Raw genomic sequence first — 18,965 nt, 5'->3', positions numbered from 1 at the left:
CTCGGGTCAGGACGGGGACCGCTGCTCATGCATCCAGGACTCCAGGCCCCGGGCGTCGATCGGCAGCGCGTCCGACAGCACGTCGGACCCCGTCTGCGTCACCACGATATCGTCTTCGATCCGCACGCCGATGCCGCGGAGCTCGGGCGGCACCATGCCGTCGTCGGGCGGGAAGTACAGACCGGGCTCGACCGTCAGCACCATGCCCGCCTCGACCGCGCGGTCGTAGCCGGCGACCCCGGCTCCCGAGCAGTCGTGCACGTCGAGCCCGAGGTGGTGGCCGATCCCGCAGACGAGCCAGCGCCGGTGGTGCTGCCCGGCGGGCGAGAGCGCCTCGTCGACCGACACCGGCAGGATCCCCATGTCGTGCAGGCCCTGCGCCACCACCTCCATGGACGCGTGGTGGAAGTCGACGAGCGGGCGTCCGGGCGCGACGGCGTCGAGGCCCGCGCGGTGTGCGCGCTCCACGACGTCGTGCACGAGCCGCTGCTCGGGGGTGAAGGCGCCGTCGACGGGGATCGTGCGGGTGACGTCGGCCGTGTACAGGCTCCTGGCCTCCACGCCCATGTCGAGCAGCACGAGCTCGCCGTCGCGGAGCGGGCCGTCGCAGCGCACCCAGTGCAGCGTCGTCGCGTGCCCGCCGCCGCCCACGATGGTGGCGTAGCCCGGGCCGTTGCCGACCGTGCGCGCGTGACGGTCGAAGGTGCCCTGCAGCCAGCGCTCGCCGCCGTCCGCGCGCGCCCGCGGGATCTCCCGCACGACCTCCGCGAAGCCCTCGACGGTGTCGTCGACCGCACGACGCAGCTCCGCGATCTCCCACGCGTTCTTGATCACGCGCAGCTCGCCGAGCGCCGCCACCAGCGCGGGATCCCGCGGCACGTCGGCGAGCGCCGAGGGCACGCCCGTGACGGCCCCCGCCCGGCGCACGTCGCGGACGCCGGCGAGGTCGCGCGCCAAGCGGCCTGGGTCGCGCACGGGTATGCCGAGCGCGGCCTGCCAGTCGGCGTGCGCGGGCGCGGGGCCGACCCAGAGCTCGCCGTGGTCGGCGTCGGAGAAGAAGCGCGGATCCCCCGGGTGGGCGGGCGCGGGCACGTGCAGGACGGCGTCGTGGCCGCCCGGCACCGCGTGCATCACGAGCACGGCGCCCTCGATCTGCACGCCCGTCAGCCACACGAAGTCGCTGTCGGCGCGGAACGCGTAGCGGCAGTCGTCGTTGCGGGTCGGCGCGTAGCCGCTCACGACGGCCATCGTGACGCCGGGCATCGCGGCGCTCAGCCGGGCCCGGTGCGCGGCCGCGGCCTCGACCGCGCCGGGCACGGTCGTCGGCGTGCGGTCGGGCGTGATCCAGCCGCGCGCCATGAGGTCCTGGAACGCGGGCACCTCCGCGAGGCGCGGCGGCCGGCGCTCGTCCGGGGTGACGGACGCGGGGGTCGTGGGCGGCGTCGTGTCGTGGGTCGTGTCGGTCATCGGGGCAGGGCTCCTCCGTCGCGGGCGATCGTGTCCATCAGCCGCCCGAGCACGCCAGGCGCTCCGAGGCCGTCGTGCTCGTGCTCGTTCGTGATCCACGCGCGGGCGTTCCCCACGCGCGCGACCGTGTCCTGCTGCAGGCCCGCGTCCACGTACATGTCGTCGTGGTAGATCGCGGCGGCCAGCGGCACCTCGTTGGCCGCGAGGCGGGCCGGGTCGTAGAGCTCCGGCCAGTCGTCGCGGCGGGCCATCTCCTCGACCGCGCCGCGGAACGGGCGCAGCAGCCGGATCTCCTCGAACATCCAGGGGTACATCATCTCGCCGGTGAGCAGCAGCGGCCGGGCGGTCGGCGCGAACGCCGGGTGCCGACCGCGCTCCCGCTCGGCGGCCCATGCGGTCGCGGGCCGGGTGCCGGACGCGTAGATGCTCTCCTGCATCGCCGCGAACAGCGGGTTCGCCGCGTACGAGGTGAGGCGCAGCGCCTCGGCGAGCAGCACGTCGGTGGGCTCGCCGCGCTCGTCGAGCGCCTCGTCGAGGAGGGCGTGGATCCGCTCGCGCCCGGGCGCCATGCCGAGGTCGATCCCGATGGTCTGCAGGCGCTTCACGGTGAGCACGTCGCCGTCGGGCAGCGTGACGTCGCCGACCTGGAGACGGTCCGCGAGGCGGGACAGGATCCCCACGTCGCCCGGGTAGCGCGCGTGGTAACCGGCGTTCTTCCGGACCGTGCGCGGGTAGGTCCGGCGGTAGACCTCCTCGGCGTCGGGATCGAGCGACGCGAGGCCTCCCGTCACGTAGCAGGCCGACAGGGCCTCGGGCGCGAGCGACAGGTAGGTGAGCGTGAGGAACCCGCCGTAGCTCTGGCCGAGCGTCGACCAGCGGCGCCCACCCTCGAGGTGCTGCCGGAGCGCCTCGGCGTCCTGCACGATCGCGTCGGCGCGGAAGAGCGCGAGGTACCGGGCGGCGGACGCGTGGTCGTCGCCGAACCGGATCATCGTGCGCGCCGTGACGGGCGTGCTCCTGCCGGTGCCGCGCTGGTCGAGGAGCACGACGCGGTGCGTCCGGAGGGCGTGGCCGATCCAGCCGCCGTCGTCCAGCACGCGCGGCGACTTCCCGCCCGGGCCGCCCTGCAGGTAGAGGAGCGCGGGCAGGTCGTCGCCGCGGCGGTCGGGCGCGACGAGCTCGCGGGCGAACACCGTGATCGTGGCGGTGGGCTCGCCGTCGCGCGCCGCCGCCCAGTCGAGCGGGACCTCGATCTCGTGGTCGGTGACGTGGACGCCGGGGACGGTCGCGGATCCGACGATCAAGCGGCCGACCCGCCCGCCGTCTCGATGGCGGTGGTGTCGAGCCCGGCCGCGGCGCGCGCCATCCGGCGCTTGCGGTCCCACTCGGGGTCGATGCGCGGCACGGCGTCGAGCAGCGACCGCGTGTACGGGTGCTGCGGGCGCTCGAACACGTCGTCGCGCGTGCCCTCCTCCACGACCTTGCCCGAGCTCATCACGGCGACGCGGTCGGAGAGCTGCCGCACGACGGCGAGGTCGTGCGCGATGAAGACGTAGCTGAGGCCGCGCTCGCGCTGGAGGTCGCGGAGCAGCGCGATGACGCGCGCCTGGACCGTCACGTCGAGCGCGGAGACCGCCTCGTCGCAGACGATCAGGCCCGGGCTCACGGCGAGCGCCCGCGCGATGCCGATGCGCTGGCACTGCCCGCCCGAGAACTGCGCCGGGTAGCGCTGCGCGTGGTCGGGGTCGAGGCCCACGCGGTCGAGCAGGTCGCGCACGAGTTGCCCGTGCCCGCCCGGCGTCGTGATGCCCTGGTACCGCAGCGGCGCGCTGATGATCTGCTCCACCGTGTGCCGCGGATTGAGCGACGACGCCGGATCCTGGAACACCACCTGCACCTGCCGCCGGAACTCGCGGAGGGCGGCGCCCTTCGCGTGCGTCATGTCCTCGCCCTTCAGCGCGAACGTGCCGGAGGTGGGGTCGAGCAGGTGCGCGATGATGCGCGCGGTCGTCGACTTGCCGGATCCGGACTCGCCCACGATCGAGAGCGTCTGCCCGGTCGGCACGTCGAGGCTCACGCCGTCGACCGCGAGGAAGCGCCGCACGGGCGGCCGGAGCCCGCGGCCGCCGCGCGTCACGTACTCCTTCGTGAGGTCGCGCGCGGAGAGGAAGGGCTCCGGCGTCGCCGCGGCGGGCGCGGTCGAGGGCGCGGAGGCGTCGTGGGGGCTCATGAGGCGGATCCCGTCGTCGGTCGGTCGTAGGCGGCGTCGATGCGGGGGATCGCCTCGAGCAGGGCGTGCGTGTACGGATCCTCCGGCGCGGTGAACACGCGCTCGGTGGTGCCGCTCTCGACGCGGTGCCCGCCCTGCATGACGAGCACCTCGTCGGCGAGGGAGGACACGACGGCGAGGTCGTGGGTGATGACGAGCATGCCCATCCCCGTCTCCGCGCGGATGGAGCGCATGAGGTCGAGGATCTGCGCCTGCACCGTCACGTCGAGCGCGGTGGTCGGCTCGTCGGCGATGAGCAGCTCGGGCTCGAGGCACAGCGCCATCGCGATCATGATGCGCTGGCGCATGCCGCCCGAGAACTGGTGCGGGTAGTGGTCGACGCGCGTGCCCGCCTCCTTGATCCCCACCCGCTCGAGCGCCGCCACCACGGTCGACCGCACGGCCTTCCGGGAGCCGGAGCGATGGGACCGGTAGGCCTCCTCGATCTGCAGCCCCACCGTGTAGTAGGGGTTGAGCGAGGAGAGCGGGTCCTGGAACACCATCGCCATGCGGTCGCCACGCATCGCGCGCAGCTCCTTGTCGCTCCGGCCGACGAGCTCCTCGCCGGCCAGCTTGATGGATCCGGTGACCTTCCCGCCGCGGGGCACGAGCCCCATGACGGCGAGCGAGGTCATCGACTTGCCCGACCCCGACTCCCCCACGATGCCGAGGGTGCTGTCCGGCTCCACGCGGAAGGAGAGGTCCTTCACCACCTCGACCGGTCCCCGGGAGGTGGGGAACGCGATGGTGAGGTGGTCGACCTCGAGGAGCGGCGTCCCCGGGACGGCCCGGGCGGGCGGGCGGTGCGTCTCTGTGGCGGTCACGCGGTGATCCTCACTCGGGGGTCGAGCACGGTGTACAGCACGTCGACGACCACGTTCCCGACGACCACGAAGGCCGCGGCGAGGAGCGTGACGCCCATGATGACGGGCTGGTCGTTCTTGGCGATGGAGTCGGCGGCGAGCTTGCCGACGCCGTTGAGGCCGAACACGGTCTCGGTGATCAGCGCCCCGCCGAGCAGCCCGGCGAAGTCCATGCCGAACAGCGTCACGACCGGCGTGAGCGACGGCCGGAGCGCGTGGCGGCGGATCACGAGCGCCGCCGACAGGCCCTTGGCCCGCGCGGTGCGCAGGTAGTCCTCCTGCAGCGTGTCGATCACGTTGGCCCGCACGATGCGCGCGTAGACGGCCGCGTAGCCGAGCGCGAGCACCATCCACGGCATGATGTACGACTCCAGCCACACGACGGGGTCGTCGCCGAAGTCCACGGACTGCGGGAACGGCAGGATCTGCAGCTGCACGACGAGCACGTACTGCAGGAGCAGCGCCGCGAAGTAGGTCGGCACGCTGATCCCCGTGAGCGCCGCGGCCATGGCGGCCCGATCCCACCCGGTGCCCTGCTTGATCGCGCTGACGAGGCCACCGGCGACGCCGAACACGACCCAGAGGACGCCGGCGCCGATCGCGAGCGTGGCGCTGACGGGCAGGCGGGTCACCATCATGTCGAGCACGGACTGCTGCGTCTGGAAGCTGAAGCCCAGGCACGGCGCGGCGCACTGGATCGCCGTCGGACCGTCGCCGTACGTGCGGCCCGTGAAGATGCCCGCGACGAAGTCGCCGTACTGCGCCCAGAACGGGCGATCGAGCCCGAGGAGCTGACGGATGGAGTCGATCTTGTCCGGCGTGCAGGTCTTGCCGCAGATGGTGACGGCGGGGTCCGGCTGGAGCAGGAAGAAGATCATGTAGGTGAACAGGCTGATGAGCGCGAGCACCACGAGGGCCGCGCCGGCGCGGCGGACGAGGTAGCCGATCATGCCGCCTCCCCCTGCTCGAGCGCGGTGCGGAGGTGGTCGCCGAAGACCGTGAACGACAGCACCGTGAGGAAGAGGAACGAGCCCGGCACGATGAAGTACGCGGGGTCGACCGTGTACCACGCCACCGAGTCGGCGATCATCTGGCCCCACGACGGCGTCGGCGGCAGCACGCCCACGCCGAGGAAGGACAGGCCCGCCTCCGTGCCGATGTAGCTCGGCACCGACAGCGTGGCCAGCACGATGATGGTGCCGCGCAGGTTCGGCAGCACCTCCCGGAAGACCACCCGCATCGACGAGGCGCCGGATGCGCGCGCGGCCTCCACGAAGTCGCGCGTGCGGATCGTCATGGTCTGGCCCCGGACGATGCGCGCCGTGTACGGCCAGCCGAAGATGCTGAGCACCAGGACGAGCAGCGCCGGGCGGTTGCCCGCCGGCAGGGCCGAGAGGATCGCGATCATGAAGATCAGGGACGGGAAGGCCATGAGGAAGTCCATGACCCGCGACACGACCTGGTCGACGATCCCGCCGAAGTAGCCCGCGACCATGCCCGCGATCACGCCGACCGTCGTCGTGACGACCGTCGCCGAGACCGCGATGAGCATGGACACCCGGGCCCCGTACGCGATGCGCGCGAAGATGTCGCGGCCGTTCTGCGGCTCGACGCCGAACCAGTGCGAGGCGCTGACGCCGCCGAACGGGCCGATGGGGAGGCCGCCGAGCACGGGGTCCACGGCCGTCGCGTCGAAGGTCGTGGGACCCCAGCCGGTGATCCCGGACAGGAGGGGCGCGAAGACCGCGAGGATCATCACGAGCACCACGAACCCGGTGCTGAGGATCACGGACGGCTTCGACCGGAGGGCCGCGACCACGCGCTTCGTCGGCGTGACGGCGGGCGGTCGTCCCGTCGGGTACGGGGAGGCCGAGTCGGGCGCCGAGGCGCCCTGGAGGGTGGCGGTCACCGGCTACTTCCCCGTGTGGAGGCCGAGGGTGGCGAAGTCCGGGGATCCGTTGTAGACCGGGGACGCGTACGCGTTCCGGACGTTCTGGCCGAGGACCAGCACGGCCTGGCCGTAGAGGAGCGGCACGACGGGCGCGAGCTGCTGGATCTGCTCGTCGAGGTCGCCCCACGCGGTGTTCGCCGCGGAGAGGTCGGTCATCGCGGAGATCTCGTCGATGCGGGCGTTGATGGTCGCGTCGTTCAGCTGCGCCTTGTTGTTGTTGCCCTTCTCGGTGATCTGGCGTCCGTCGAAGAGCACCGGCAGCACCGTGCTCGCCGAGTTCCAGTCCGGGCACCAGCCCGTCTCCGCCATGTCGTGCTGCTGCGACGGCGTCGCGAGCGTCTCGTTGTACGCGGACGCGTCGAGGATGTTGAGCTGCACGTCGATCCCGACCTTGCCGAGCGACTGCTGCAGCGCCTCGGCCGCCTTCTTCGCGCTCGTCGTGTCGGCCACGTCGAGGGTGACGGAGAAGCCGTCCTGCAGGCCCGCCTCCGCGAGCAGGGCCTTCGCCTTGTCGACGTCGCCGGCGCTGTCGGTGGTCGGGTAGACGTCGAAGTCCTTGTGGCCGGGGACGCTGCGGGTGAGCATCGTCGACGCGGGCTCGGCGATCGAGGGGCCGCCGGCGACGTCGGCGAGCGACTTCTTGTCCACGGCATACTCGATGGCCTGGCGCACGCGGAGGTCGCTGAGGTGCGGCTTGGTCATGTTGAGCGACAGGTAGGTCGTGCAGCCGTTGTCGCCGGTCACGGTGCGCGCCTTGATCTGGGGGGTCTGGATCCGCGCGACCGACGCCGCCGTGATGCCCGCCGAGATGGCGTTCGCGTCGTCGCCCTGGCCGGCGATCATGCGCTCGTCGATGGTGGCCTGGTCGAGGCCGCTCGTGAAGTGCCAGCCGTCGGGCTTCGCGGTGCGCACCTCGTCGGTGGAGGCGTCCCACTCGGGGTTGCGCTCGAGGGTGAGGGAGGATCCGACGGTGCGCTCGGTCACGCGGTACGGGCCGGAGGCGATGGGCTGCTGGTCGATGCTCGTGACCGTCACCCTGTCCTTGTCGGCGGGGAACGGCGTGAACGTGCTCTGCGCCGCGACGCTCGAGAACTCGGGGACGGAGCGGTTGAGGTGGAAGACGATGGTCTTCTCGTCCGGCGTCTCGATGGAGGACAGGTCGCCCGACTCGTACGGGCCCTTGTAGGAGTCGCCGCCCGCGAGGTAGAGGCGCGTGTAGGGCGTGCCGATGGCGAGCGCCGGGTCGAAGGAGCGCTCGACGCCGAACTTCACGGACTCGCTCGTGATGGGAGAGCCGTCCTCGAACTTGAGGCCGTCCTTGAGCGTGAACGTCCACTCGGTCGCGTCGGCGTTCGGGGTCCCGGTGTCGGTGGCCAGGTCGGGCGCCATGGTGGCGCCGTCCTTGCCCGTGGGCGTCGTGAGCGTGCGGTAGATGAGCCGGTACAGGTTCGCGCTGCCCGTGTCGTAGCCCATCTCGGGGTCGAGGTGCGCGAAGTCCGCGACCTGCAGGACCTGGACGACGCCGCCCGTGTCGGCGGGGCCGGTGACGTCGGAGGTGGACTTCGATCCTGCGCCGGCGCAGGACGTGAGGGCGAGGCTGGCGGCGACGGCCAGCCCTACTGCGGTGATTCGTCGGTTCATCGGACTCTCGTTTCGTGGATGGCGGCCGAGGCGCACCGGGTGGGGAGTGACGGACGGGGTCGTGCGATGGAAGGGATGGGAAGCGGAGGTGCGCTCGACCGCCCCGCAACGGGTGGATCCGGGTGGCGTGCGCGCGGGGACGGCTCAGCCGGTGTCGGCGGCGCGGATCCAGACCCGCATCGCGCCCGGCGACCGGTTGCCCCAGAGGGCGTACGGCACGAGCACGGCGTCGACGGGGTCGGCCGACGCGGCGGGGGCGATGGGGCCGGGGACGACCTCGGGGTAGAGCTCGTCCGGCGCAGGGAGCGCGCGGCGGAGGCGCACGGCGAGGGCGAGGCCCGACGCGGGATCGGCGGCGTCCGACGCCGGACCCCACGGCCCGGCGAGCGGGAGCGGCACGGGTCGCGCTGCCGCCAGGTCGCGCGGGTCGAGGAGCAGGTCGTCGACGGGGGCGCCGGCGTCCTCCTGCTCGACCGCGTACACGACCGGTCCGCGCGCCACCGCGAGGGTCCCCCGGGTGGCGTCGAGGTGCGGGTGGGATCCGAGGGCGCGCACGGGCATGTCCAGCTCGACCATGAGCGCGTCGCCGGCGGCCCAGGCGCGGGTGGCGCGGATCCACCGGTCGTCGGCCGCGGCGTCGACCTCGGCGGCGGATCCGTCGGCGCCCCGCACGACCGCGGTCGCGGAGCGGCACCAGCCCGGACGGCGGAGCACGATGCCGCTCTCCGCGCCGGACGCGCGCAGCACCTCGACGCGCACGGCGCCGTCCCACGGGTACGCGGTCGTCACGCGCACGTCGATCGCATCGGTGCGGATCACGCACGCAGCCGGGTGCGCGATCACGAGGTCGTCCCCGTCCTGGACCGCGACGTGGTCCTGCAGCTCGCTCATCCAGCGCACGATGTTGGGCGGGCAGCACGGGCACGTGAACCACGGGCGGCGCATCAGCTCGCCCTCGGTCTCGGCGCCCGACTGCGCGTGGTGGTCGGGGCGGCGCTGGAGCGGGTTGTCGTAGAAGAAGCCCGTGCCGTCGGCGGAGAGGCCCACCGCGTAGGCGTTCAGCAGCACGGTCTCGAACGTGTCGAGGAAGCGCGGCTCGCCGGTCGCGAGGAAGAGCCGCCAGGCCCACTGCATCAGCGCGATGGCGGCGCACGTCTCGCTGTAGGAGCGCTCGCTCGGCAGCTCGTACGCGTCGCCGATCGCCTCGTCCGAGTGGCGGCTGCCGAGCCCGCCGGTCACGTAGAGGCGGGTGCGGACGGCGTCGTCGAAGAGGCGGACGGAGGCGGCGAGCAGCTCGGCGTCGCCCGTCTCCGTCGCCACGTCGGTCGCGCCTGCGGCGAGGTACGCCATGCGGACGGCATGGCCCGTGACGGCCGGCATCTCGCGGAAGGGGTGCGCGTCCTGGAAGTACTCGGCCGGGAAGATCCGCGTCGCCACCGTGCCGTGCCCGCGGCGGTCGACGAACGCGGCGGCGAGGTCGAGGTACGCCCGCTCCCCCGTCTCGCGGTGCAGCTCGATGAGCGCCATCTCGACCTCGGGGTGGCCACAGACCTCGACGCGTCCGCCCGGGCCGAACTCGCGGACCGCGGCGTCGGCGAAGCGGCGGGCCACGGCGAGGAGCCGGCCGTCGCCGCCCTGACGGGAGTCGGCGACGGCGGCCTGGATCAGGTGCCCGAGGTTGTAGAGCTCGTGGCCCCACGCGAGGTCGGACCAGCGCTCGCGGTCGGATCCGGGCCGCTGCACGTACGAGCCGATGTAGCCGTCCTCCGCCTGGACGCGCTCGAGCACGTCCGTCGCCTCGGCGAGGAAGGCGCGCATCTCCGCGCTGGCGGTGCCCCGGCCGACCTCGTAGGCCACGCCCTCGAGGGTCTTGTAGACGTCGGTGTCGAGGAACGGGTAGCGCGGCACGGGCCGCTCGCCCGGCCCGTCGACGGCCGCGCGGAGGTCGTCGAGGTTGCCTGCTGCGGCCATGGACGCGATGGCGTGGGGGATGGTGCGGGCCCGGTTGCGCTCCTGCCACGCCCCGAGCAGGCCGCCCTCGAGGGCGACGGCGTCGGCGCCCAGCGGGCGTCGGGATCCGGTGCTGGGGAGGACGGCGGCGCGACGCGCGCACGTGCGGATAGCGTCCGCATCCGCTCCTGTCACTGCCATGGCGCTCCCTCGTCCGGCCTCGGGTAGCCGGTGGTAGGTGACATATTACAAATACGCCATACGGTGTTGGCAATCCCGATGAAGCGTCTGCGGCCTCCCGTTACACGCTGTTTACACGAGGGGCGGACGACCGCTCGCGTCAGGGCCGACGCGCTACCACGCCTCGCCCGCTCCCCACAGCCCGCATGGAGCCCGCGGCCGGACCAGTACGATCGTGGGCAACGGCGACAGCTCTTCGGGTGAGCTGTCCCGCCAGCGCCGGGCCGGTCTTCGGGTAAAAGTCGGCCGTGTGCGCGGCTCGGTCCCGCAGCCCTCGAGGCTCGGGACCGGGTCTCTCCCCCGCCACTCCGACGCACTCGTCGTCCGCCGCTGCCCTCGTCGGCGCGAGCCCGCGTCGGCGCGAGCCCTGGTCGGCGGGCGCCCTAGTCGGCTGCGACGGATCCGGCGGCGACGACCGCGAGCAGCCCCTGGCCGTACGTGTCGAGCTTCTTCTGGCCGACGCCCGTGATGCCGGCGAGCTGTCCGAGGTCCTGCGGGCGCACCGTCGCGACCTCGCGCAGGGTGACGTCGGCGAACACGACGTACGCGGGCACGCCCTGCTCCTTCGCCTGCTCCGAGCGCCACGCGCGGAGCGCCTCGAAGAGCCCCTGCGCCTCCTCGGGCAGGTCGACCACCTGGCCGCCCTTCGCGCGCGTGGTGCGGGTGCCGCGGCCGCGCACGATGCGCTCGGGCTCCTGCCGCATGGGCACCTGGCGGGATCCGCTGAGCACGTCGCCGCTGCCCGCGGTGATGACGAGGGTGCCGTAGCCGTCGTCGCTCACGCCGAGGAGGCCCTGCGCGAGGAGCTGGCGGACGACGCCGCGCCACTGCACGTCGGTGAGCTCGCCGCCGATGCCGAAGGTGGCGAGCTGGTCGTGCCCCTGCTGCCGGACGCGGTCGGTCTCATTGCCGAGCAGGATGTCGATGAGGTGCGCCGCCCCGAAGCGCTGGTTCCGCTCGCGCTGCAGCCGCACGATGGTGGACAGCAGCTTCTGCGACGGCACCGTGGCGTCCCACGTCTCGACGGGCTCGAGGCACGTGTCGCAGTTGCCGCAGGGACCCGTCTCCTCGCCGAAGTAGCGGAGGAGCTGCACGCGGCGGCAGCCGACCGTCTCGCAGAGGGCGAGCATCGCGTCGAGGTGCTGCGAGAGCCGGCGGCGGTGCTGCGCGTCGCCCTCGGACTGGTCGATCATGCGGCGCTGCTGCACGACGTCCTGCAGGCCGTAGGCGAGCCAGGCGGTGGACGGCAGGCCGTCGCGCCCGGCGCGCCCGGTCTCCTGGTAGTAGCCCTCGATGGACTTGGGCAGGTCGATGTGGGCGACGAAGCGCACGTCGGGCTTGTCGATGCCCATGCCGAACGCGATGGTGGCGCACATGACGATGCCGTCCTCGCGGAGGAAGCGCGCCTGGTTGCGCTGACGGACGGCCGCGTCGAGGCCCGCGTGGTACGGCAGCGCGGTGATGCCCTGCTTGTTCAGCGCCTCCGCCGTCTGCTCGACGGTCTTCCGAGACAGGCAGTAGACGATGCCGGCGTCGCCCGCGTGCTCGTTCCGGATCAAGTCCACCAGCTGCTTGCGCGGCTCGGCCTTGGGCACGATGCGGTAGCGGATGTTCGGGCGGTCGAACGAGGAGACGAAGTGGCGCGCGTCCTGGAGGCCGAGGCGCGCGGTGATGTCGGCGTGCGTGGCCTCGTTGGCCGTGGCGGTGAGCGCGATGCGCGGCACCTCCGGCCAGCGTTCCTGCAGCATCGACAGCGCCAGGTAGTCCTTGCGGAAGTCGTGGCCCCACTGCGAGACGCAGTGCGCCTCGTCGATGGCGAAGAGGGCGATGCGGGCCTCGTCGAGGAGGCGGCCCATCCGGTCGAGGATGAGGCGCTCGGGCGCGAGGTAGAGCAGGTCGAGGTCGCCGTCGAGCAGGGCGCGCTCGACCTCGCGGCTGGTCTCGAGGTCCTGCGTGGAGTTGAGGAACGCGGCCCGGACGCCGACGGCGCGCAGCGCGTCGACCTGGTCCTGCATGAGAGCGATGAGCGGCGAGATGACGACGCCCGTGCCCTCGCGCACGAGGCTCGGGATCTGGTAGCAGAGCGACTTGCCGCCGCCCGTGGGCATGAGCACCAGCGCGTCGCCGCCGCCGATGACGTGCTCGACGATCTCCTGCTGGTCGCCGCGGAAGGCGTCGTACCCGAACACCGTGCCGAGGCGCTCGAGGGCGGGGGCCAGGGCGGTGCCGGACGCGGCGGATCCGGCGGGAGCGGGAGGGGTGGAGGTCATCGGGGCAATCGTATCCGGGGGCCGGTCGGCGGACGGCGGGGCGGAGGAGCGTGGGGACGCGGACGGCCCCTCCCGGATGGGGAGGGGCCGCACGGCGCGGATCAGGCGCGGGTCAGATCGCGGTGGGGTCGGCGCTCGCGCCGGGCGTGGCCTGCGCGGCCTCGGCGGCGGCCTGCTCCTTGAGGGCGGCCACGTCGACGGCGCGCACCTCCTCGATGAGCGACTCGAGCGCCGGGGCGGGCAGCGCGCCCGCCTGGCTGAAGATGAGCGTCTGGTCCTTGAAGATCATCAGCGTCGGGATGGCGGAGATGTTCGCCTGCTGCGCGAGGAACTGCTGCGCCTCGGTGTCGACCTTGCCGTGGACGATGTCAGCGTGCTTCTCGCTCGACTTGTCGAAGACGGGCGCGAACTGCTTGCAGGGGCCGCACCAGTCGGCCCAGAAGTCGACGACGACGATGCCGTTGGAGTCGACGATGCTCTCGAAGTTCTCGGCGGTCAGCTCGGTGGTGGCCATGGTGCGTCCTCTTCTCGTGCTCGGTTCGTGCGGTCTCGGGGTGCAACCGGGCGCGCGGCCCGCGCATTCCGCGTGCGGCGGGCGGCTACCAGACGAGGACGATCGACGGCCAGACGGTGCTCGACCCCTTCGCCTGGTCGTCGCCCGCGTAGCTCGCGGTGATCAGGTGGATCCCGCGGGAGAGCCGCGGCAGCGTGACCGTCGCGCGGCCGGCGTCGGCCGCCGTCACGTCGACGGACGCGATGGCGCGGCCCCGGTCGAGGATCTGCACGCGACCCGTCGGAGCGGTCGCGCCGGCGGCCAGCTTCACGGAGTAGGTGACCGGCTGGCCGCTCCGGACGAGCAGGCGGTCGGCGTACCCGACGAGCGTCGACGCGTCGCGGACGGTGTCGAGGCCGACCTTCACGGGGTCGTGGTCGCTCGAGCGGAAGGCGCTGGATCCGTCGGTCGCGGCGCCGCCGTACTCGCGCGCCGCCCACTCGGGCGCGTTGATGTCCCACACGCCGACGCCCGTGACCGCAGCGGCGCCCGCGCGGGTCGCGAGCACGTGGTCGAGGGATCCGACCTCGCCGTCGAAGGAGTACGTGCGCTCGCCGGGCGCCTTCGCGGCCACGAGGTCGACGAAGCCGGCGTCGCGGAGGGCCTGGATCGGGTCCTCCTCGGAGTAGGCGTTGAAGTCGCCGAGCAGGTAGAGGAGGTCGGATCCGCTCGACGCCTGCAGCTCGGACGCGAAGCGCGCGACGGCCTTCGCCTGCGCGACCCGGTCGGCGTTGAAGAAGCCCTGGCCGTCCGCGGGCTGCGTGCCGGACCCGGACTTCGACTTGAGGTGGTTCGCGACGACCGTGAAGCTCCGGTCGCCGCCGCGGAAGGACTGCGCGATCGGCTCGCGGGCGTTGCCCCAGACGGTCTCGTCGATCTGCGTGGCGGCGGCCCCGACGGGCGTCACCGCGTCCGTGCGGTAGATGATCGCGTTCTGGATCTCGTCGGTCGGCGTCGACTGCAGCGCGGCGGGGGTGCGGACGTAGTCCCACACGGACTTCCCGGCGGCGTCGTTGAGGCCCCGCACGAGGTCGGCCGTCGCGGTGTCGGCCGGCTCGCCGAAGCGGGTGCTGTTCTCGATCTCCATGAGCGTCACGACCTGCGCGTCCAGGCCCGTGATCGCCGTGACGATCTTCGCGCGCTGCTTCCGGAACTCCTCCGCGGTGGCGGCGCCGCGCTCGCCGAGCGTCGTGAAGTAGTTGAGGACGTTGAACCCGGCGATGCGGACGTCGCCGCCGACCTCGGGCGAGGACGCGGGGCGCGGGTTCCCGCTCGTGAAGGTCGGCACGCGGCCGGCCGCGTCGAGCGAGGTGAGGGGCGTCGTGGGCTGGAGGCGCCAGTCGTCGAAGCCGTAGGCGAGCACGTAGGGGGTGGCGGGGAAGACGGGCACGTCGCCGTTCCGCACGACGCGCTCGGCCGAGTAGTAGGGCTGCGTGGCGCCCGCGGGGTACGCGGCGTTGGTGAGCTGGATGTTGTAGCCGTCGTCGAGGAGGAGCCGGCGCGCGCGGTTGTCGGCGGCGATCCGGTCGGCCTCGGCGCCCGGGCGCACGACGTCGGTGGCCTTGACGGGCAGGTCGGCGCCGGCGCTCAGCCAGAGCGTGCCGTAGGTGTCGAGCTGGTGCGCGGATCCGACGCGGTAGTCGCCCGTCGGCGTGACGAGCATGCTCTCGAGCGACTCGCGGTCGGCGCCGCGGAGGCTGTCGGGCAGCGGGGTCGCGGAGGGGACGCCGACGCCCGCCTCGACGAGGTCGGTCGCGGTCGCGGCGAGCTGGGTCTGGCCCTGGCGCTCGGACGCGGTGCCGGTGACGCGGACGAGGTCGCCGATCGCGACGGCCGGGTCCGCGCTCGCGAGGTACACGAAGATGCCGTCGGAGGCGCCGGGCGTCTGGTCGGTCGCGCCGCCCGAGCCGCGGGTCTGGATCACGATCCCGGCGTAGCCGCTCGCCCCGCGGTAGTCGGCCGTGACGACGCCCTCGACCGTGACGACGCGGCCGGCGAACGGGGTCGCGCTGCCGGTGCCCTGCACGTCGGCGATCGCGACCGTCGCGGCCTCGGCGGGCGACGCGATGAGCGCGGAGAGGCCCAGGGCCAGGGCGGTCGCGACGGCGAGCGGGCGGGCGACGCGGCGGGCCGATCCCGGTCGGCGGCCCCCGGTCCCGGGTGCGGTGTCGGTGTCGGTCATGGCGTCGTCCCCCTCGGCGTCGCGGGTTCCCCGCATGGGGGATCTCCCGTCGAGCGTAGGCCGGGCAGCGGCCCGGGCGGCGGGTCGCAACCGGATCGTCACCGGCTCGTCACGCGATCGACGCGGCACGACGGATCGGGGCGCCGAACGATGGCGGAGGACCTCGCCCACGTACTATCGTCAGGACAAACATCCCGCCCGATCGCCGAGGAGCAGTGCGACGACGCATGGTCCAGACCCGCACCACCCCCGCATCCCGCGCCGCTGCGCCGGCCCGCCCGACGGGATCCGCCGCGTGAGGGCGACCGTCGCCGGCGCGCCCGTGAGCTTCGGCGTGTTCGAGCTGACGCCCGAGGGCGCCGAGGTCGTCACGCCCGACAACATGGTGGAGGCGCTGGCCGAGACGGGCTACGCGGGGATCGACCTCGGACCCGTCGGCTTCCTCGGGCGCGGCCGCGAGCTGCGCGACCGGCTCGCCGGCGCGGGGCTGGAGCTCGCGGGCGGCTGGATCCAGCTCCCCCTCTCCGACGACGACGCGTTCCAGGCGTCCCTGCCCGAGCTGGCCACGTCGCTGCGCGTCTTCCAGGAGGCGGCCGAGGCGGGGCCCGCGCGGCTGCCGCTGCCGACGCTCGCCGACGCCGGATCCGCGACCCGGGCCGCCGCCCCCGGCCGCGGCGCCGAGGCCGACCCGCTCGACGACGACGCGTGGTCGCGCCTCGTCCACAACACCGCGCGGGCCGCGGAGATCACGCGCGCCGCGGGCTTCGAGCCGACCTTCCACCACCACGCGGGCACCTTCGTCGAGTCGCCCGCGGAGATCGACCGCTTCCTCGACCAGGTCGACGTGGGCCTCACGCTCGACACCGGCCACCTCGTCATAGCGGGCGGCGACCCGCTCGCGGCGATCGCCCGCTGGGGCGCGCGGATCACCCACCTGCACCTCAAGGACGTCGACGGCGCCGAGCTCCGCCGCGTGCTCGCCGCGGGCGGCGGCATGCGCGAGGTGTGGTCCTCCGGCGCGTTCGTGGCGTTCGGCCGGGGCGACGTCGACCTCGCGAGCGTGATGACCGCGATCGAGGCGCAGGGCTACGACGGCTGGGTGGTCGTGGAGCAGGACGTGCTGAACGCCCCCGACGCCGACATCCGCCGCTTCCGAGCCGAGCGCACGGAGGACCAGCGCGTCAACCGCGAAGCGCTGCGCACCTGGGCCTGATCCGGCACGCGACCCCGAGCGCACCGGCACCACCACCACGACACACGAGGATCCCGACATGACCACGACCCCCCTGCGCTTCGGCCTGATCGGCACCGGCCGCATCGGCCAGGTCCACGCCGCGAACATCGCCGCGGATCCCGACGCCGAGCTGGCCTGGATCTGCGACCCGTTCGTCGACGGCGCCCGCGCCCTCTCCGCGCGCCTCGGCGGCACGGTCACGGAGGACGCCGCGGAGATGATGGCGTCCGGCGGCGTCGACGCGGTCCTCATCGCCTCGCCCACGCCCACGCACGTCGACCTCATCGCCGCCGCGATCGACCACGGCCTGCCCGTGCTCTGCGAGAAGCCCATCGACCTCGACATCGCGCGGGTCGACGCGCTCCTCCCCCGCGTGCTCTCCTCCGGCGTGCCCGTGGCGCTCGGCTTCAACCGCCGGTTCGACCCGGCCTTCGCGGAGGCGCGCGCCCGCGTGGCCGCGGGCGAGATCGGCGCGCTCGAGCAGCTGTCGATCACGAGCCGCGACCCGGCCGCGCCGCCCGCCGCGTACGTGGGGGTCTCCGGCGGGATCTTCCGCGACATGACCATCCACGACCTCGACATGGCCAGGTACTTCCTGCCGGACATCGTCGAGGTGCAGGCGACCGGATCCACCACGTTCGACCCCGGCGCCCGCGAGCACGGCGACTTCGACACCGCTGTCGTGACGCTCCGCGCGTCCAGCGGCGCGCTCGTCGTGATCACCAACTCGCGCCACAGCGCCGTGGGCTACGACCAGCGCATCGAGGCGTTCGGGTCGCGCGGATCCCTGCACGTCGCGAACGCGCTCACGAGCCTCGTGAGCGTCTCGACCGCGACGAGCGTCGAGGGCAAGCCGCCCTACCAGGACTTCTTCCTGGAGCGCTACGCCGCCGCCTACGTCGCGGAGCTGCGCGCCTTCATCCGCCTCGCGCGCGGCGAGGCCTCCGACAGCCCGACGTTCGCCGACGGCCGCGCGGCGCTCGTGCTCGCCGACGCGGCGCAGCGCTCGGCCGAGGAGCGCGTGGCGGTGCCCGTCTCGCTCTGATCCCGGAGGGGCCCGACGAAGGGCCGCCCGACCGCGCGCGCCGCTGTCGGGCGCCGTCGCGCGCGCGGGAGGGCCCGAGCAGGCGGCACACTGGAGGGTCGGATCCGTCGGGGAGACCGCCGGACGACGACGGGTCACGACAGGGATCCGTCTTGTCAGCATGTGTTGACAAAGCACGTCGGGCGGGACGAGGATCACCCCGACGACGACGTCCAGGACCCCGCCCGCGGGCGTCCGCCCGACAAGGAGCATTCGATGAAGAACAGATTCCTCGCCCCCCTCGGCCTCGCGGTCGCGGCCGGCCTCCTCCTCACCTCGTGCGCGGGCACCGGCCAGGATGCCCCGCCCACCGCGGGCGGCGCGAACGGCGGCGGCGGCGACCTCACCTTCGCGGTCGTCACGCACTCGGGCCCGGGCGACGCCTTCTGGGACCGCGTGAAGTCCGGCGCCGAGACCGCAGGCGGCCAGTACGGCGCCACCGTCACGTACAACGCCGACCCGGATCCCGCCAAGCAGTCCCAGCTCATCGACAACGCGGTCGCGCAGAAGGTGAACGGGATCGTCGTCTCGATGGCGAACCCCGACGGCGTGAAGGACAGCGTCGAGAAGGCCGTCGCCGCGGGCATCCCCGTGGTCACCATCAACTCCGGCATCGAGCGCTCCGCCGAGTTCGGGGCCCTCACCCACATCGGCCAGAGCGAGACGGTCGCGGGCGAGGCCGTCGGCAAGCGCCTCGGCGACGCGGGCCTCAAGAACGCGCTCTGCGTGATCCAGGAGGCCGGCAACGTCGGCCTCGAGGAGCGCTGCTCCTCCGCGGCGAGCGCCTTCTCCGGCCAGATGGCGAACCTCCAGGTCGACGGCACGAACGACGCCGACGTGAAGGCGACCATCAAGTCGAAGCTGCAGGCGGATCCCTCCATCGACGGCGTGCTCACGCTCGGCGGCCAGTACGCGATCGACGCGGTCGGCGCGGTCGAGGAGTCGGGCAGCAAGGCGCAGATCGGCACGTTCGACCTCTCGGAGGACGTCGTGAGCGCGGTCGAGGCCGGCACGATCCTGTTCGCGGTCGACCAGCAGCCGTACGTGCAGGGGTTCCTCGGGATCACCGCGCTCGACCTCTACGCCACGAACGGCAACGTCATCGGCGGCGGCCAGCCCGTCTACTCCGGCCCCGCGTTCGTGACGAAGGACAACGCGGCGCAGGTCGCCGAGTTCGCGAAGAACGGCACCCGGTAGGCGGTCGGGCCGGGCGCACCGATGCGCCCGGCCCGCCCCTCTCCCTCCGCACCCCACCGCACCG

At 73.3% G+C, this 18,965-nt stretch carries 14 protein-coding genes; 3 read left to right on the top strand and 11 right to left on the bottom strand.

Annotated features, from left to right (window positions below; all coding sequences use genetic code 11):
• Positions 1 to 6: 6 nt before the first annotated feature.
• The 11 genes from JOE38_RS14550 to JOE38_RS14500 form a co-directional block, all read right to left on the bottom strand.
• Positions 7 to 1,467: an aminopeptidase P family protein gene (locus tag JOE38_RS14550; RefSeq protein WP_204576915.1), complete on the bottom strand. Its 1,461-nt coding sequence runs from the start codon at positions 1,465 to 1,467 to the stop codon at positions 7 to 9.
• Positions 1,464 to 2,771, bottom strand: coding sequence for an alpha/beta fold hydrolase (locus JOE38_RS14545; RefSeq protein ID WP_204576914.1), 1,308 nt, complete (start codon positions 2,769 to 2,771; stop codon positions 1,464 to 1,466). Before JOE38_RS14545 ends, JOE38_RS14550 begins: the two co-directional genes overlap by 4 nt.
• Positions 2,768 to 3,697 carry an ATP-binding cassette domain-containing protein gene (locus tag JOE38_RS14540; RefSeq protein WP_204576913.1) on the bottom strand — a complete coding sequence of 310 codons (930 nt, stop codon included), beginning with the start codon at positions 3,695 to 3,697 and terminating at the stop codon, positions 2,768 to 2,770. The genes JOE38_RS14545 and JOE38_RS14540 overlap by 4 nt, the downstream gene beginning before the upstream one ends.
• Complete coding sequence (locus JOE38_RS16080; RefSeq protein WP_204576912.1) at positions 3,694 to 4,560, bottom strand: ABC transporter ATP-binding protein; 867 nt, start codon at positions 4,558 to 4,560, stop codon at positions 3,694 to 3,696. Before JOE38_RS16080 ends, JOE38_RS14540 begins: the two co-directional genes overlap by 4 nt.
• On the bottom strand, positions 4,557 to 5,549 hold the full coding sequence (locus JOE38_RS14530) for an ABC transporter permease (protein WP_204576911.1): 993 nt from the start codon (positions 5,547 to 5,549) through the stop codon (positions 4,557 to 4,559). Before JOE38_RS14530 ends, JOE38_RS16080 begins: the two co-directional genes overlap by 4 nt.
• Complete coding sequence (locus JOE38_RS16075; protein ID WP_204576910.1) at positions 5,546 to 6,508, bottom strand: ABC transporter permease; 963 nt, start codon at positions 6,506 to 6,508, stop codon at positions 5,546 to 5,548. The genes JOE38_RS14530 and JOE38_RS16075 overlap by 4 nt, the downstream gene beginning before the upstream one ends.
• A 3-nt stretch (positions 6,509 to 6,511) precedes the next feature.
• Positions 6,512 to 8,191: an ABC transporter substrate-binding protein gene (locus JOE38_RS14520; protein ID WP_204576909.1), complete on the bottom strand. Its 1,680-nt coding sequence runs from the start codon at positions 8,189 to 8,191 to the stop codon at positions 6,512 to 6,514.
• A gap of 144 nt (positions 8,192 to 8,335) precedes the next feature.
• Positions 8,336 to 10,342 carry a glycoside hydrolase family 127 protein gene (locus JOE38_RS14515; RefSeq protein WP_204576908.1) on the bottom strand — a complete coding sequence of 669 codons (2,007 nt, stop codon included), beginning with the start codon at positions 10,340 to 10,342 and terminating at the stop codon, positions 8,336 to 8,338.
• A 422-nt stretch (positions 10,343 to 10,764) separates the two neighbouring features.
• On the bottom strand, positions 10,765 to 12,651 hold the full coding sequence (gene recQ, locus JOE38_RS14510; protein ID WP_204576907.1) for a DNA helicase RecQ: 1,887 nt from the start codon (positions 12,649 to 12,651) through the stop codon (positions 10,765 to 10,767).
• Between the two features lie 112 nt (positions 12,652 to 12,763).
• The gene (gene trxA / locus JOE38_RS14505) at positions 12,764 to 13,165 is read right to left on the bottom strand and encodes a thioredoxin (protein WP_012037481.1); all 402 of its coding nucleotides are present in this window, start codon (positions 13,163 to 13,165) and stop codon (positions 12,764 to 12,766) included.
• An 85-nt stretch (positions 13,166 to 13,250) separates the two neighbouring features.
• Positions 13,251 to 15,386: an ExeM/NucH family extracellular endonuclease gene (locus JOE38_RS14500; RefSeq protein WP_204576906.1), complete on the bottom strand. Its 2,136-nt coding sequence runs from the start codon at positions 15,384 to 15,386 to the stop codon at positions 13,251 to 13,253.
• A gap of 295 nt (positions 15,387 to 15,681) precedes the next feature.
• On the opposite strand from JOE38_RS14500, the gene JOE38_RS14495 reads away from it, so the two are divergent.
• The 3 genes from JOE38_RS14495 to JOE38_RS14485 all read left to right on the top strand — a co-directional run bounded on the left by JOE38_RS14495 (position 15,682) and on the right by JOE38_RS14485 (position 18,901).
• Positions 15,682 to 16,599 carry a sugar phosphate isomerase/epimerase family protein gene (locus JOE38_RS14495; protein WP_204576905.1) on the top strand — a complete coding sequence of 306 codons (918 nt, stop codon included), beginning with the start codon at positions 15,682 to 15,684 and terminating at the stop codon, positions 16,597 to 16,599.
• 58 nt (positions 16,600 to 16,657) lie between these two features.
• The gene (gene iolG / locus JOE38_RS14490) at positions 16,658 to 17,665 is read left to right on the top strand and encodes an inositol 2-dehydrogenase (protein ID WP_204576904.1); all 1,008 of its coding nucleotides are present in this window, start codon (positions 16,658 to 16,660) and stop codon (positions 17,663 to 17,665) included.
• Positions 17,666 to 17,920: 255 nt separating this feature from the next.
• Positions 17,921 to 18,901, top strand: a complete 981-nt coding sequence (locus JOE38_RS14485; protein WP_204576903.1) for a sugar ABC transporter substrate-binding protein — start codon at positions 17,921 to 17,923, stop codon at positions 18,899 to 18,901.
• Positions 18,902 to 18,965 lie beyond the last annotated feature (64 nt).

It is taken from the genome of Clavibacter michiganensis (assembly GCF_016907085.1).
In the GTDB taxonomy this organism is placed as follows: domain Bacteria; phylum Actinomycetota; class Actinomycetes; order Actinomycetales; family Microbacteriaceae; genus Clavibacter; species Clavibacter michiganensis_O.
Note: the sequence above shows the minus strand (reverse complement) of the source record. Positions and strands in the feature narration are given on the sequence as shown.